This is a genomic window from Bradyrhizobium sp. Cp5.3, from assembly GCF_000426265.1.
In the GTDB taxonomy this organism is placed as follows: domain Bacteria; phylum Pseudomonadota; class Alphaproteobacteria; order Rhizobiales; family Xanthobacteraceae; genus Bradyrhizobium; species Bradyrhizobium neotropicale.
The window spans coordinates 1-14,762 of sequence record NZ_AUFA01000036.1 but is presented as its reverse complement, the minus strand read 5'-3'; the positions used below and the strand labels follow the sequence as shown (position 1 = coordinate 14,762).

Here is a 14,762-nt window from a genome sequence, read left to right as displayed (position 1 = left end):
GGGCGCGAGAAGGTGCGTGACTTCAGCTTGGTCCAACATGCCCCAGAGTAGGAAACGGTGCCGACCGATCATGCCGGATTCGCGACGTCCGTCAATCTCGTTCGCGAGGTTTCCTTGGCGGTACGCACTTGCAAAGGAACGGGCGTCCCCCGTTCGGGATCGGGCCGTCGGCTGACGCTGAAGCCCCGCCATGCCGGGTCTTCACCCTTCGGGCTTCCGTCCCTGACGCGGTGGGGTGAGACATTCTCCGGCTCAGATGTGCGCAGTGACCGACGGAGCTGGAGAGGAAGAGTGGGGGCCGGATTTCCGTGACGGGTTGAGGGCCGGAGGAGAGTCTTCCGGCGCCCGTCATGGAGGTTGCTCCCATGAATATGCAAGTTCTCGGCGCCCGCCGCGGCGATAGCGGCGGTTACAGAGTCGATGTGAGCCGCGGCGAGCGCGTCGGTCGGGTCTCCTCGGAGTGGTTTTCCCGTCCCGCGGATGAGCGCTACCTGTCGCTCAACGAGCTGGCCCGCACGGTGCGCGATCGCACCGACCGCAGCCGGACACGCGTGGTCGAAAGCGCGCTCATCCATGTCGAGGCAGATCGTGCCGATCCGGAGCGCTTATCGCTGATGTTGCCCGGCTCGGACAGGCCGGTCGCTCCGACCCACTGGAGCTTCGGTCAGCTTGCAAGCCAGGTCGGCGCTCCGGCCGCTTACCTGCGGCAGCTCCCCGCGGCACTCGCAGGCATCAACCTGCAATTTGGCCTGACTGCCGATCGCGTCGAACAGATCAAGACGCTTGAGACCGAGGGTAGCCGCGTTGAACTTCGCGCCGTCACTGGTCCCGACTACGGCCGTTATCTGAACAGTCAAGCTGTCTCACCAGCAGTTCACTGATCCCTTTCCATCGACGTTGAGCCTGACGCCGCCCGCAAGCGGTGGCGATCCCTTGCGCTCGCGTCGCTCCCAAGGAGCTATCACGATGTCTTCCCAGAAGCAGCCCGGAGCGCGTGCCGACGTTTACACGCGCATCACCGCCGAGATCATCGCGGCAATCGAACAAGGTGGAGGTGAGTGGCGTGCGCCGTGGTTCCACAACGGGACGAGCGTTGCCCGTCCGACCAATGTCGCTTCCGGCAAGCGCTATCGGGGCATAAACACGTTGGCGCTTTGGCACGCAGCCATGGCCGGCGGTTACGCTGATGGCCTATGGGGCACTTATCGACAATGGCAGGCCGCCGGCGCGCAGGTCCGCAAGGGCGAACGCTCAACCACCGTCGTGCTGTGGAAGCAGATCGCTTCCCACGAGCCGGCTGACGGCGATGACGGTGATGATGATGGCCGCCATCGGATGTTTGCCCGGGCATTCTCGGTGTTCAACGTCGCGCAGGTGGATGGATACGAACGGCAGCCCATGGACGTCCTGCCGGAGAGCGAGCGTCTGGCGCATGCCGAGGCTTTCATCGCCAATCTCGGGATCAAGACCGTGTTCGGTGGTTCGGAAGCCCTCTATCTACCTTCATCGGACACGGTGTTCATGCCGGATTTTGCTTCCTTCCGTGATGCTGCGTCATTCTATGGAGTCTGGCTGCATGAGAACGGGCATGCCTCAGGGGCAAAGCACCGGCTTGACCGCGATCTCTCGGGCCGGTTCGGTTCGGCTGCCTATGCCGCCGAGGAATGCTGCGTGGAGATTCTCAGCGGTCTCGTCCTTGCCGATCTGGGTATAGCCCACCATCCGCGTCCCGATCATGCAGCGTATATTGCGTCGTGGGTCGAAGTGCTGAAGGACGATTCTCGCGCGATCTTCACGGCCGCCAGCAAGGCGCAACAGGCCGCCGACTGGATGCACGCGCAGCAACCCGTATCCGCTGAACAGCGTCAGGCTTCATCCGCCATCCCCGACGAGACGGATGTGGGCCCGCCTGCTTCTCCTGTTCTCGCTTGCGCGTTGTAGCAGGGCGCGGACCTGAACATGCTGGGCGATCATGTTCTCCAGCTCACGCTGGTCCCGTTCTGCATCAATCTGCGGGGAGCGAGGCTTCTCCAATCGGGCTAGCCTTGCGACCTCGGCCGCCGCCTCTCGCAGTTCTGCGAGTATTGCCGAAGCGCGGTTTGCGGTCGCCCGGCTGACACCGGCCTCACGCGCCAGATTGGCGACTGTCAGAAGACCGTCCGTTTGGGTCGCGCTCCCCGAGACAAGCCGGGTCAGCGCGGCGCGAAGCGCTCGCTCGGTTGAAGAGCTGACCGGCATCACGACCGTTCCTCCAGCAGGGGCGCGATTAGCTTGCGCATTCGATCCAGGTCCTGCCGGATCGCGGTCCGCTGCACGTTCGACAATCGCTTCTCTTCCAGCATGGCCTCGGCGTGCGCGATTGCAGCCTGCCACGCGGGCAGGTGACGACGTGCGATGCAAGAGTTCGGGCAGCGGTCAGGGGCGCAGTTCGACAGAATGGGCTGGCTTGCCGAGCCTGTCGACCGGCTAAGGCAAAGCGCTGTCGCCGGCTCGAAGAAGCAGTCGTTCAGATAGCCGACGTGCAGCGTGCGCGCGAGGTGGGCGAGCATCGCCTTCACGCGCTTGCCGTCGGCGATCACGCCGGGAAGGCAACCGATCTCTTGCGCGACACGATCGATCTCGTGCGTGACGCGGGAAGCACCCGGGCCGGCCAACCGTTCGCCGCGCTGCGCCGCTTCAAAATGTACAACGATGTCGTCGAGCTGACCAAGATGGTGTTCCTGCTCGACTTCCTGACGGAAGCCGGATGTGGATGATCCGGCATAGCCGTCGAACATCGCCACTGACGCGTGCTTGTACTGGATCTTGCCGGCGACCACGCCGAACGGACGGTTGGCGATGTACCAGGCCACGGTGCGGCGGAACTGCCGTGTATTGAAGATCCAGCTCCGTCCCTCCACGAGCGGGATTGCCGGCTCTTCCGACGCACCGAAGTGCTGGTCCAGATGCTCGCGATACCGATTGATCTGCCGCACCACATGCGGCACGCCGCGGTCGAGTGCAGCAGCGCGATGGAGAACGATCCAGATGCCGTCGTCCTGCCGCCGCGGCCGATGCCTTGCCGCGAGGCGTTCGGCCACTTCGACAGCGCGAGCGACCGGCTCGATCGTCACCCATTCCTCTCGTTCGCCGCGTTCTTCGCGGCCCTTGTAAACGATGCTGCGTATCGCCAGGCGCTCGGTCCTGCCGTCGGCGCTGCGCTCGCGCCGAAGGCACCCGGGCTGCATCGCCTGAACTTCACTGTCGCGCATGCCGGTCAGATAGGCGCACAGGATGTAGGCGGCGGTCTGAAGCTGGCGTTCCTCGTGCGCCAACGCATAGGCATCGAAGCGAGGCCGCCATGGGCGACCGCTCTCGGGATCGATTGTGATTGGCCTGTCCATGCCACCTTGCTCCACGCCGAGTTCCTTGACGGCGTCGAGAAGCAGGCCGTAGGCGGTCTTGTTCTGGATGAGGTTGCTGGGATGCACGCCGGTCTGCAAGGAGATCAGCTGGAGATTCAGAACATGGCCGTCCAGGCGCTGGTTGAGCGCGATCGCGATGCAGACTCCGCCGATGCTCTCGGGTTTGTTCCAGACGGGAATGCCTCGTCCCGCCTGACGCCGGCCCTCGATCCACCCTGCAAGTCGGTCTTTGACACTGCCGCGCCCAGCGTAGCGCGGGCGCGCTGCATAGACGGTTTCAAGGGCGTCGAGTTCGTCGCGCGCCGCGAGGATGTCGGTCGAGAACAGCTCGACATAGCGCAGCGACCATCGCAGCAATGCGCCGATCACCGGCTCGGGAATGCGGGGCGTCAGGTTCTCGTATGGTCGCCCGCCGCAGCCCGCTACCTTGTAGACCGGCGTTCCGTTCCAGGGAACGAAGTGCAGCCCGCCATGGATCAGGAAGCGGGCAAGGCGATGAAGTTGCACGGCTGGCCTCAGGCAGGCGGCAACCCGGCTCGGCAACACGGAACGGTTCTTTTGGAGAGCAAGGTAGGCGTCGAGCAAGTCCTGATCGATGAGCGCCGCATCGAACCGGCCTTCTCGGTCCCGGACGAACGCCATGAACCCGCGCAGGGTGGCGAGCGCCGCTCGCGCGCTCAATGGCCGCAGCCGCCCCGAGCGGTCTGGAAGGCGTTCGTTGAGCCAGGCGTAGATGTATTCCTTGGCCGTCAGCCTTTCCACGAGGCAGCTAATATCGGTGAAGTCGATCCTCCGGAACGCATTGCGCGCCGTCACATGGAAGATTGCCGGATCGAGATCCCAGACGTCGTCGCCGAAGCGCGAGAGCGCGTCCCGATCGGTCCCTTCCTTGAGCTTCATCGAGCAGAGCACGATGTCGGTTTCGCCACGTGTCGTCGAAGAGGCCGTGGACGGGGCGAGGTTTGTCGCCGTCATTGTGCTGTCGCCTCGGCCGGCAGATAAAGGAGCGTCAGCCCTTCTGTATCGATCCGTGCCCGGGCCGCTTCCACGACTTGCGGTGCAAAGGCCGGAAGGATCTGGTTGGTGATGCGATGCCAGGGACGTCCGAACTTGACCGACCATTCCTCGGCATTGAGGGCGCGACGCTGATCGGCCATGAATGATTGGAAGGCGATGAGCGCCGGGAGCTTGCGCTCGGTGATCACCGCATTCTCGCACTCCAGGCATCCCCAGAACGGAGTCGGACAAGGTTTGCCGGATTCCGCGAACGGGCTCTCGTAAAAGCTGCCGCATCGCGCAAGCCACACATCCTGTTCGTCCGTTGCCGGAGGCAGTTCTTGTTGTTCGACGGCAAGGTCTTCCGGCTCGCTTGCGAGGATAAGCGGCCTCAGCGCAGCGTCGAGAGCGTCGTGGAACGCGGCCGCCAAGGTTTGTTCGTGAACATGACGCAGGGCCGGTATGTCCGCATAGTGACGGGCCGCGACACCGATCGAATGGCCGACGGCGAACTGCTCGAGCTGACCATTCGTGCGGCGATACCACTCGGCCTTGTGGGTCTTCCGCAAACGGGACAGCCTCAATCTCAACGGTGCGCCATCGTCATCGACCAGCTTGTAGCGCTCGATGAAGGCGGCGATTCCCTGTCCGCCTTCTTCATTGGCTGGACGCAGGCCGTCGATCGTCCAGAGGACCCACAGGCGATCCGACGCAGCGTGCCGCCGCGCACGCTCGGTGAGCGCGATCGCCATCCTGACCAGCCCGCCGGGTGTGGCGCTCGATCCATCCCGCACCCGCAGGCGCTTCCACTCCGAGCCGCGTGCCCGGCGCTTGTAATACTCGATCTCGACATAGCCTTTGGTGGCATTGCGCAGGCAGTCCGCCTTCAGGCGGATCAGGCATTCCATCTCCATGCCGGTCTCCAGCGAGAGCAGCACCAGGAACGCGGCAAGATCGATCGTCGTGAGGTGGAATCCCCTATGTGGCATCTCGATCCTACGATCCACATTCCGGTAGCACGCGAGATTGACGAAGCGTTTGAAGGCGGGGTGCCGTGTCTCGATACATCCGGCTCGTGCGATCTCGGCGATGACGGCATCATGATGAGCACGCAGCCGCGTGCAGACGTCGATCTCGGGTGGCGGAGGCGGGACGTTGTCACCGAGCGCGATGCGCTTTTGGGCTTCGCTCACTTGCGTTCGCGCGGCAGTGCGCAACGCTTCGGCAATCCCGCTGCTGTAGGCGTCGCGGGGCCGGCTGCTGCCGGCATCGCCATGACCGAGATAGCGCAGGCGGGATACGACATCCGGCGTCAGCACACCGGGACGATCCTCGACCGCGATGCGGAGCACGCCGATTAGCCCTGCCAGAAGGTGCCGTTGGCACAGTCGGCTCCCCGCATTCTGCTCGAGCCAATCTTCGTAATCGTTGATCAGTCTGACCGTGATGTCGTCCAGTCTCCGCACTGCGAGCTCACGGGCATCCAGGAACGACCAGAACCGGCGCAGGTGGAGCACCTTGCGTTGCACCGAACGTCCGATCGGCGTTGGCCCCATCTGACGGATGTACTCCCGAAGCAGCGGCGCGATCTCGGCGACGAAGGCCGTGTGTGACCACGCAGTCAGATCCACGATGAACTCGCTGCCCGTGTCGATACGGACAGCGAAGCGGCGTGGATCGGCCACGATGATGGTTGCGGCGGTGTTGTCATCTGATGTGTCCGACTGGGTCGGGAACGTTGCCCGTCGTCCTCGGCTCATAGGGCCGGCTCCCCGGATGCCGCGTCCAGACCAAGCTTGCCCACTGCCGCGTCGACAATCTCCTGGCTGTCCGCAAGGTGGTCGAGATAGATATAGGTGCTCTCGATCCGGCTGTGTCCCATCAGCCTCTGAAGCTTCAGCAGCGGGTCGCCGATCACCCGGCGATAGGCGGACCCGAGATGCCGCGATCGCTCGCTGATTACCCAGCCGATCTGTTCACGCAAAAGCAGCGTCAGCATGTGGACGGCAAAGCTATGGCGAAGCATGTGAGGGGTGACCTGCATGTCCCCGAAGCCAAAGCGACGGCATCGCTCACTGGCCCGTATGAACACGGGTTCCCACGACGCTATCGGCATCGGCCGTCCGTCTTCGGTCAGCCACAGCGCCAGCGGCGCGCCTGTCGTGGATTCGACGAGGCGCGCGCGTTCCGAAGGGGTCAACTGGTCAACGCTTCTGAGGGTGCGATCGGCGTCGGTCAGGCGTAGAGCACGGTGCTCGTATCCGCCCACGGAGATCGAGCGGTCTATCCGGTCAATGCAATTGCTCCGCCGCGCACGCGCAAGGGCATTCTCCCGCTCGATCCGTGCGTAGTCCTGCAACTGTCTGATGAGCCGAATCGGCATACGGATGTCCCGACCGCGCGAACCCTTCGCGGTCGCGGCGGCCAGTCGGAAGCCCAAAGACCGGGCTGTGGAATCCGGACGCATCTCCAGCTCCGGCAGTTCGTTCAGCAGCAGGCTTGACGCTTCCTGCAACCGCAGGCCTGTCGTGATCAGCAGTTCCGCGAACAGCGCATTGCGCTCTCCGTTGCGGCCTCGCCAAGTCGGGTCGTCGCACCCATCGGGCAGCTTGCCGCGCAGCCCGACGTCGCGGAACACCAGATAGCGCGGTAGGTCCAGGAAGCGCATGTCGCCATTGCGAGCTCCGCTTTCCTTGGCGCAATTCACTACCACGGTCATGACCGCGCCCATGGTAGATGCGCGCGACCAAAGTTGCCGGTAGGTGAACGGAGCTGCGGCGACGATCTTCTCGTCGACAGCCCACCGATAGAGCTTGTCGAGCGCCGCGACCATCCGATTCCAGGAAGCGGCGGATATGCGGAACGGAGGCTCGGACAGGCGTCGGGCCTCGTGGAATGCGGCAATGTCGTCGCGGTCCGCCGACCAGAGCGACTTGCCGTCCCGGCGCTCTTCCAGAAAGCGCATCCAGACGACAATGTCGCGCGCATAGGCACGAAGGCTGTTTAGCGAACGCACGCCCATGGTCGGGCATGATCGGAGGAAGCGATTGAGGTGGTGGTCGTAGGTCCCATCTGTTCCGAGGATGAACGGCATGCCTTCGACGAGGCCGATGCTCTCCGCGGCCGCTATCTCGTCCGCGGACAGCTCGTGCGTCACACCGTCGGCCCTTACTGAACGACGCAGGGCGGAAAGATCGGTGAAGTAGAGCTGTGGCAATGGCCCCCCCAAGCGGCGACGAATTTTTTGCCGGGACGGGCTTAAGCCCGCCCCGGCAAAAAATTCGCACCGGCATCACTCAACGATCGTGCGTCTTTGAATATCGGCGATACTAACCGCCAACCCTGACAGTCGTGAGACAGGTGCACAGAGTCTGGATAACGGCCGGATCTACGATCACGAATTGGTTGAGGCCGTGCAGCGCATCGCCGGCAACGGCACGGATGATACGCGCTGGAAGGTGCCTGGTGTGCTCGACTGGTCAACGGGAATCTACAATCCCCGCGTCGACATCACCAAGGACACGACCACCCTCTATGCGTCCGACAGGGACGTCTTCCTTTTCCTGGTCGATGACCTGAACCCGATCGAAGCGGGTCGTCTTCGGGACGGCTCCCCCGACCTCTATTTCCGGGGCTTCTATTGCTGGAACTCGGAAGTTGGGGCCAAGACCCTCGGCATGGCGAGCTTCTATCTCCGTGCGGTCTGCCAAAATCGCAATCTCTGGGGCGTGGAAGATTTCGAGGAGATCACCATCCGCCACTCCAAATACGCTGCCTCCCGCTTTGCTCACGAGGCGGCGCCCGCACTGCTGAACTTTGCCAACTCCTCACCCATGCCCTTTGTCAATGGAATCAAGGCCGCACGCGAACGGATCGTGGCACGCAGCGACGAGGATCGCACCGAGTTTCTGCGCCGCCGCGGCTTCTCAAAGGCCGAGACAGGTAAGGTGATCGACGCAGTGCTGGCGGAGGAAGGCCGCCCGCCTGAAAGCATCTTCGATTTCGTGCAGGGCATCACCGCCGTCGCGCGCGACAAGCCGCATCAGGATGCCCGCCTGGACATGGAGGCCAAGGCCAAGAAGCTGCTCGACCGGGCGGCGTAACTTCCGCGACGCCTGGGAATTTCGGACCTGCCGGACTCGTGCGTCTTGCGTCTTTCCGATGAACGCGCTCGGTGTTGCTCCGCTCTCGGAAGCGGCGGCAATGCGATCCTCATCGCGAGCCAAAATCCCACGACGGCCCCTTCGGGGGCCGTCGACAAACTCGAAGTTCCGCGCCGCGCAGAGAATGCGCGCTTAAAGCATGCTCCGGAAAAGCGTGCAGCGGTTATTCGAAGATCATGCGCAAACAACCGCGCAAAGCGCGAGGACTAGTTGCCCCAATCTCGTCGCGCTTTAGATGCCGCGATACTCGCTTACGATCTTTGCGTGGCCGCGTTCAGCTTCGGCCCATGTTTGGTAACGCTCCCGCCGGGCGTCGACGGAGGCTATGCCGGCTTCCATGACCTCGGTTTCGAACACAAGGGGGCGATCTGCTTGGCATCCGAGATCAAGACCCACGAATACGGTTGATATGATGACGTCCGGACCTATCTCGGTCCTCGCGACGACACGGTCGGCTGATTCATACCATCGCCGCCACGAAACCGGGGCCGTGCGCTTGGGCTCGTGTCCATCCAAAATGTAGTGGCTCATGCCGGCCAACATATCTGCCTGTGCCGACCCGTGCCAGCGGTTTCGGCCCCCCGTCCGATCCGGGATGCGAAGGCGCGACAGGGTTTCCTGATAGGACGCCAGCCGCCAAGCATCGCCGTTCCCCGCAGAAAAGAAAGAGTGAGAGGAGGGCAGGCCCTTCGCGAACGGGTTGGAGGTCGAGAGAGAGGCTCCCGGCCGCCCGTTCTGGAGAAACCGACATGGCAAAGGCCGTTCAGAAGATCAAGCTCTCGCCGTCCCGCGACATTCCTTTCAACAAACTCGTCTTGAGCCAGAAGAATGTACGGCGGATCAAGGCCGGCATCTCGATCGAGGATCTCGCGGAGGACATCGCCCACCGCGAAAAACTGTTGCAGAGCCTCTACGTGCTGCCGGTCCTCGATGCCGAGGGACAGGAGACCGGCATGTTCGAGGTGCCCGCCGGGGGCCGCCGTTACCGCGCGCTCGAACTTCTGGTGAAGCAGAGGCGTCTTGCGAAAACCGCGCCGGTTCCCTGCATCGTCGGTGACATGGGCGCCGAGATCAGCGCGGAAGAGGATTCGCTCGCCGAAAACGTGCATCGCGTCGCGCTCCATCCCCTCGACCAGTTTCGTGCATTTCAGACGTTGCGCGAACAAGGCCATTCCGAGGAAGACATCGCGGCCATCTTCTTCGTCTCCGTCAACGTGGTCAAACAGCGGCTCCGGCTTGCAGCCGTCTCGCCGAGATTGCTCGACATCTACGCCGACGATGGCATGTCGCTCGAACAGTTGATGGCTTTCTCGGTGAGCGCCGATCACGCCCGGCAGGAACAGGTTTGGGAGAATGTCCACAAATCGGGCTATGACGAGCCGTATCAGATCCGACGCGTGCTGACCGAGAGCACGGTGAGGGCCTCCGACAAACGCGTGCAGTTTGTCGGCCTCGTCGCCTACGAGGCGGCCGGTGGCAATTTGCTGCGCGATCTCTTCGAAGAGGATGGCGGCGGCTGGCTCGAGGACGTCGCTTTGCTCGATCGTCTCGTCGCCGAGAAGCTGCGCACGGAGGCCGAGGCGATCGCAGGCGAAGGCTGGAAGTGGATCGAAGTCGCCCCAAGCTTTCCCTATGGTCATGACCAGGGGCTGCGCCGGCTCGCAGGCGTGCCGGCTGATCTGACTTCCGAGCAACAGGCGAGCCTCGATGCGCTCCAGGCGGAACACGATGCGCTTCAGGCAAAATTTGAAGACGCCGACGAACTGCCCGACGAGGTGGATGCACGGCTTGGCGAACTGGAGGAAGCGCTCGCGGCTTTCGACGACCGACCGCACATCTTCGAGTTGGCCGAGATTGCCAAAGCCGGCGTCTTCGTCAGTATCGATTCCGAAGGACGGCTTTCAGTCGATCGGGGCTATGTCCGCTCCGAAGATGAGGCCCCTGCGCCCGATTTCGCTGCCGGGCAGGGCGCAGATGTGTCCCTGGCTGAAGGCGAGGTGGCCGGTGGTTCCCTGCCGCGCGCGGTGATCTCGCTTGCGGGCGAATCAAGCGAACCGGAGGAGGATGATGAGGATGCGGAAAGGCCATTGCCGGATCGGCTCATCACCGAGCTCACAGCCCATCGCACGCTGGCATTGCGCAATGCGCTGGCAGACAATCCAGCGGTCGCGTTCCAGGCGGTGCTACACAACTTCGTGCTGACCGCTTTTTATCGGTTCGCCCCATCGGGAAGCTGCCTTGAGATCGGACTTCGCACGCCGACCTTTCCCGCTCAAGCGCCGGGGCTGCGGGACAGCGCATCCGCAAATGCGGTCGAGGCGCGGCATGAGTCCTGGAAAGCACGCTTGCCGAAGAGCGAGAACGATCTTTGGGATGCGCTGACAGCGCTCGACGCCACCGCGCAGGCATCCCTGTTCGCTCATTGTGCAGCGTTTGCGGTCAACGCCCTCTACGAGCCAGCGAGCCGCTACAATCAGGGCCGTGTCTCCGCCCACGGCGTTCGCACGCGACTTGACCAAGCCGATGTCCTGGCGCGCGCCGTTGGGCTCGACATGGTTCGAGCCGGGTGGAGACCGAGTGTCGACAACTATCTTGGCCGTGTCACCAAGCCCCGCATCCTGGAGGCGGTTCGGGAAGCCAAAGGCGAATCTTCGGCGCAGCTCATTGATCATCTCAAGAAGGGCGACATGGCCAAAGAGGCCGAGCGTCTCCTCGACGGTTCGGGCTGGCTGCCACAGCCGCTACGCCTCGCCGATCCCGCGGCGCCGGCAGCGGAGCAGGAGGACGAGGCGGGCGCGCTGCCCGAATTCCTCGCCGGCGAGGAGGATCGGGGAGACGCTGGCGAGGAGACTGAGCCACAGCTCGATGCTGCCGAATGACACTTAGTGACAGCTCAGTACGGGACGGCTCCGGCCGTTCCGCACTTCTCCCATCGCAGCTCTCTTCCCCTCAGCCCGGCTGCTGCTCCGGGCTTTCAGTCTTTTTCAGAGGAGGCCCACATGGCCGACTGCTACACACCGACCGTGGTCCAGCAGACGATCCCAGAGGCTGACATGACTCCGCTGGAGCGATTGCCGCTCTACCGCATTTTCGATGCCCAATGTGACGGTGAGGAGTGGTATTTCTTCTCCGAGGTGGGGCCGGCCGACATGATCGGGGTTGAGCGTGCAGCGCTCGAAGCCGCACTTGCTGCGTCCCAAGCGGCCGGCGCGAACGCCGCAACAGGATCGCCACAGAGCACCTGGCAAAGCTTGAGGCCGGCGAGCGGCCATCACAGGAGCTCGATCTCGATCTTACGACCACATCGTGGGAGTTCATCATTCAGGACATCGTTCGGCGCTCACCGACATTGGAGTACGTATCGGCTGTTTCTTCCTTCACTTGTTCGCGCATGCGGGCTGATGGTTTTGGAGGCGCCGTCGTCGTGATCTCGGCCGATCAAATCCTCGGCAAGTCCACGAACGATGTTCTCGAGGAGTTCATCGCGCAGGTCGCGCCTTTACCCCTGAGCTGATCGATGCCGCGGCGAGCAAAGCGTTATCTGACGGCGAAGGCTCCCCGACTACCACTATCCACCGGCTTCTGACGCGCGGCCGTCACTTGTTGCCCGGGATGCGCGCTTAGAACCCATTAACCTGTCCGCTCCTCCTGACCTCCCGTTGCGGCTTCTCCTGTCTGGGCGCGGCGCATCGGCCGTCAACGGGCAAGCCGTTTCCGGCGCGCCCTTACGGGCCTTGCGTGACCGCCGATGCTGATTCCGCTGCCAGTCCACCGCAACGTAACAGATAGGAGGCAGACGATGTGCAGGGTTCTGAGCAAGCATCACGCGGGTATTCCGGCAAGCGCCGTCTACATCGCTCGCAGCAGCAAGTGGGGCAATCCGTTCCGGATCCGCCGCGACGGTAACGGCGCGACCGTCATCGCAAATTACGAGCGGTGGCTGGCGGACCAGCATCATCTGCTCCGTGGGCTGGATCAGTTGCGTGGCCGCGATCTCGTCTGCTTCTGCGCGCCGCGTGCCTGCCATGGCGATCGCTTGCTGCGGCTCGCCAACACCGCGCGCGAGGCGCGCTTGGCGTGGTGGCGCGCCGTCAAGCCAGCGGCATGAGAGGAAGAGGTGGGCAGGTAGCGCGGGCGAGCCCGGCGTGCGGCGAGAGCGAGCCGCCGGGATGTGTTTGCCCGCTCCCGGAGTCCTTCCCATGCCCAGAAAATCCAATGCTCACGACTTTCGCGCGCCGGTCGCCTACGACGCCGCGGCCAAGCGCCTCTTCCACAATCGCGCCAGATCCGCGCTTCGCCGCGTTGCGATGGCCCTTGAGCTTCAGCCGGGCGACTATGATCTGCGCTCCAATCCGGGCGGCATGGCCGTCTCCGGCGAGATCACGCTGCATGGCGATCACCTCTACGTGCAGGCATCCCAATCGGCGATGGGTTTCCACCGCGGCATCCTGTTTCGCACCTGCAAGGGCCGGAAAGACTATGTCGGCGGTCCCAACAATTTCGCCTCGCTCGACTTGCTCAACAGGCCTGAGGAGCTTGCGTACTGGATCCGCGAGGTGTGCCGTGGTTGACACCATTGCAGTCTTCCGCGCTTTTCGAAATGAGAGATGCGTCACGGCCGGATTCATCATTCAGGGTCGCCATCTGGCTACGCGCTAATGACGAACTTGCGATCGATGCCGATAACGACGCGAGGGCGATCGAGGCGGCCAAGATAACCGCGAGAGCCGTGATGGGGTCAGGAGTGCCTCCCGAGCGCATTGCAATCGACGAGCGGCGCGAAGGCGACATCGCCTTCATCGACCGCACCGTTCCTGATCGACGGCAGCTGCTGATCGAGGACCTCGCATTCGACGCCGCCATCAACGATCCACCTGTCGCCTGATCGAGGGCTCATCTCAAATAATAGCGCCGGTTCGCGAGGGGGCCGCGCGGCGATTGAGATTGGCGCCTTATCGGTGCCGCGGCAGGAGAGCGAGAGGAGGGCCAGGACGGGTTTGAGCCGCGGCGGTTTCAGGAGAGTGCCGGGCGGTTCAGCCCGTCCCAGCTCTCCGAAAGAAATCCTGCTATGACCGAATCTCTCGCCGGCGGCGCCGCCGCGCCGCTCTCGATGCGTGCCGCTGCAAGCCTCACCTCTGCCGTCATCAGGGCTACGCGACAGCTCTTGAGCGATCTGGAACGCGGCTGTCGTATCGACGCCGCTGTTCTGCGCACCGCCATGGAGGCGGCCTTCGGCGCCTCGGACGCCACTGGCGTTTGGAGCTGGAAGACCGCCTATGATGCCTGCGAGGCGGCAACCGTTCTGTTCCTCCGCAAGTTTGGCCCGGCCATGCGGACCAAGGCCGGTTCGACTGCCGCGATGCTGCCCATGCTCACGAGAATCGCGAGCTGTCTGCCGACCCATACGCGGCGTTCCGAGGGCAGCCAGGCGCTTCAACAATTCTCGACGCCGATCCCGTTGGGGCTGGCCGCATGCACCGCAGCCGGCATCACATCGGCCGACCGCGTTCTGGAGCCCTCGGCAGGAACCGGCTTGCTCGCCATTTTTGCCGAGCTCGCCGGCGGCGCTCTGGTGCTGAACGAACTGGCTGAGAGCCGCGCCTCGTTGCTCGATCATCTGTTCGCCGACGTTGGGGCCATGCGGTTCGACGCTGCCCAGATCGATGATCACCTCGATAAGGCTATCGTCCCGAGCGTCGTCCTGATGAACCCGCCGTTCTCGGCGCTGGCGAACGTCGATCGACGGATGGCGGACGCGGCGCTCCGGCACATCAACTCGGCCTTGACGCGTCTTTGCGACGGCGGCCGTCTGGTCGCACTTACCAGCGCGAGTTTTGCGCCGGACAATCCGGCATGGCGAGATGCCTTCGTTCGTCTTCAGGAGCGCGGGCGGGGGGATGTCCCGGGTTCTGTTGAATTTCTGAAGAGGTCGGCGTTGCCCACCTTGAGCCGGTAGGCTCGGGGTGCTGATTCCACAAAGGAGAGCAACGCCATGACGAGAGATATCACACCGGCTGGTTCGCCGGCGACTGGGGCTGTGGACGAAGCGTTTGCAGAAGTGCGGGCGAGCTTTGATCGGTTCTGCCTTGCGGCGGGGATCGAGGCGCTCGGCACGATGATGGAGGCGGATGTCACGGCGGCCTGCGGGCCGCGCCACGGTCGCGATGCGGCGCGGCGGGCGCACCGTTGGGGCCGAACG

Annotated in this window: 9 protein-coding genes and 4 pseudogenes; 10 read left to right on the top strand and 3 right to left on the bottom strand. The window is 63.7% G+C overall.

Annotation, left to right across the window (positions count from 1 at the left end; all coding sequences use genetic code 11):
* Positions 1–365 precede the first annotated feature (365 nt).
* Both K289_RS0132290 and K289_RS45885 read left to right on the top strand, forming a co-directional pair.
* Positions 366–863 (top strand): annotated as a pseudogene (locus K289_RS0132290) (DUF932 domain-containing protein); the annotation flags it as partial.
* Between the two features lie 103 nt (positions 864–966).
* Positions 967–1,941 carry an ArdC family protein gene (locus K289_RS45885; RefSeq protein ID WP_051311020.1) on the top strand — a complete coding sequence of 325 codons (975 nt, stop codon included), beginning with the start codon at positions 967–969 and terminating at the stop codon, positions 1,939–1,941.
* A gap of 296 nt (positions 1,942–2,237) precedes the next feature.
* Here the strand turns inward: K289_RS45885 and K289_RS0132280 are convergent, their stop codons facing one another.
* Genes K289_RS0132280 through K289_RS45880 form a run of 3 tightly spaced genes read right to left on the bottom strand, consistent with a single transcriptional unit; the run spans position 2,238 to position 7,617 of the window.
* Positions 2,238–4,379, bottom strand: coding sequence for a hypothetical protein (locus tag K289_RS0132280; RefSeq protein ID WP_027555248.1), 2,142 nt, complete (start codon positions 4,377–4,379; stop codon positions 2,238–2,240).
* On the bottom strand, positions 4,376–6,160 hold the full coding sequence (locus K289_RS0132275; RefSeq protein ID WP_027555247.1) for a hypothetical protein: 1,785 nt from the start codon (positions 6,158–6,160) through the stop codon (positions 4,376–4,378). Before K289_RS0132275 ends, K289_RS0132280 begins: the two co-directional genes overlap by 4 nt.
* The gene (locus tag K289_RS45880; RefSeq protein ID WP_035686566.1) at positions 6,157–7,617 is read right to left on the bottom strand and encodes a site-specific integrase; all 1,461 of its coding nucleotides are present in this window, start codon (positions 7,615–7,617) and stop codon (positions 6,157–6,159) included. Before K289_RS45880 ends, K289_RS0132275 begins: the two co-directional genes overlap by 4 nt.
* A gap of 157 nt (positions 7,618–7,774) precedes the next feature.
* Between K289_RS45880 and K289_RS45875 the strand changes: the two are divergent.
* From K289_RS45875 to K289_RS49245, 8 genes and pseudogenes are all read left to right on the top strand, one after another.
* Positions 7,775–8,503, top strand: a pseudogene (locus tag K289_RS45875) (DUF932 domain-containing protein); the annotation flags it as partial.
* 809 nt (positions 8,504–9,312) lie between these two features.
* Complete coding sequence (locus K289_RS0132255) at positions 9,313–11,442, top strand: ParB/RepB/Spo0J family partition protein (protein WP_027555246.1); 2,130 nt, start codon at positions 9,313–9,315, stop codon at positions 11,440–11,442.
* Between the two features lie 120 nt (positions 11,443–11,562).
* A complete protein-coding gene (locus K289_RS50885) occupies positions 11,563–11,991 on the top strand; it encodes a hypothetical protein (RefSeq protein WP_156918307.1) in 429 nt (142 codons plus the stop codon).
* Between the two features lie 371 nt (positions 11,992–12,362).
* Positions 12,363–12,671, top strand: coding sequence for a DUF4326 domain-containing protein (locus tag K289_RS0132245; protein ID WP_027555245.1), 309 nt, complete (start codon positions 12,363–12,365; stop codon positions 12,669–12,671).
* 91 nt (positions 12,672–12,762) lie between these two features.
* On the top strand, positions 12,763–13,134 hold the full coding sequence (locus K289_RS45860; protein WP_035686563.1) for a hypothetical protein: 372 nt from the start codon (positions 12,763–12,765) through the stop codon (positions 13,132–13,134).
* On the top strand, positions 13,122–13,448 hold the full coding sequence (locus K289_RS0132235; RefSeq protein WP_245284056.1) for a hypothetical protein: 327 nt from the start codon (positions 13,122–13,124) through the stop codon (positions 13,446–13,448). Before K289_RS45860 ends, K289_RS0132235 begins: the two co-directional genes overlap by 13 nt.
* Positions 13,449–13,631: 183 nt before the next feature.
* Positions 13,632–14,456, top strand: a pseudogene (locus K289_RS0132230) (methylase); the annotation flags it as partial.
* Positions 14,457–14,555: 99 nt separating this feature from the next.
* Positions 14,556–14,762: pseudogene (locus K289_RS49245) on the top strand (IS256 family transposase); the annotation flags it as partial.

Coding starts and splice junctions, on each gene's coding strand:
- K289_RS45885 (WP_051311020.1), top strand. CDS start 967: ATGTCTTCCCAGAAGCAGCCCGGAGCGCGTGCCGACGTTTACACGCGC.
- K289_RS0132280 (WP_027555248.1), bottom strand. CDS start 4,379: ATGACGGCGACAAACCTCGCCCCGTCCACGGCCTCTTCGACGACACGT.
- K289_RS0132275 (WP_027555247.1), bottom strand. CDS start 6,160: ATGAGCCGAGGACGACGGGCAACGTTCCCGACCCAGTCGGACACATCA.
- K289_RS0132255 (WP_027555246.1), top strand. CDS start 9,313: ATGGCAAAGGCCGTTCAGAAGATCAAGCTCTCGCCGTCCCGCGACATT.
- K289_RS50885 (WP_156918307.1), top strand. CDS start 11,563: ATGGCCGACTGCTACACACCGACCGTGGTCCAGCAGACGATCCCAGAG.
- K289_RS0132245 (WP_027555245.1), top strand. CDS start 12,363: ATGTGCAGGGTTCTGAGCAAGCATCACGCGGGTATTCCGGCAAGCGCC.
- K289_RS45860 (WP_035686563.1), top strand. CDS start 12,763: ATGCCCAGAAAATCCAATGCTCACGACTTTCGCGCGCCGGTCGCCTAC.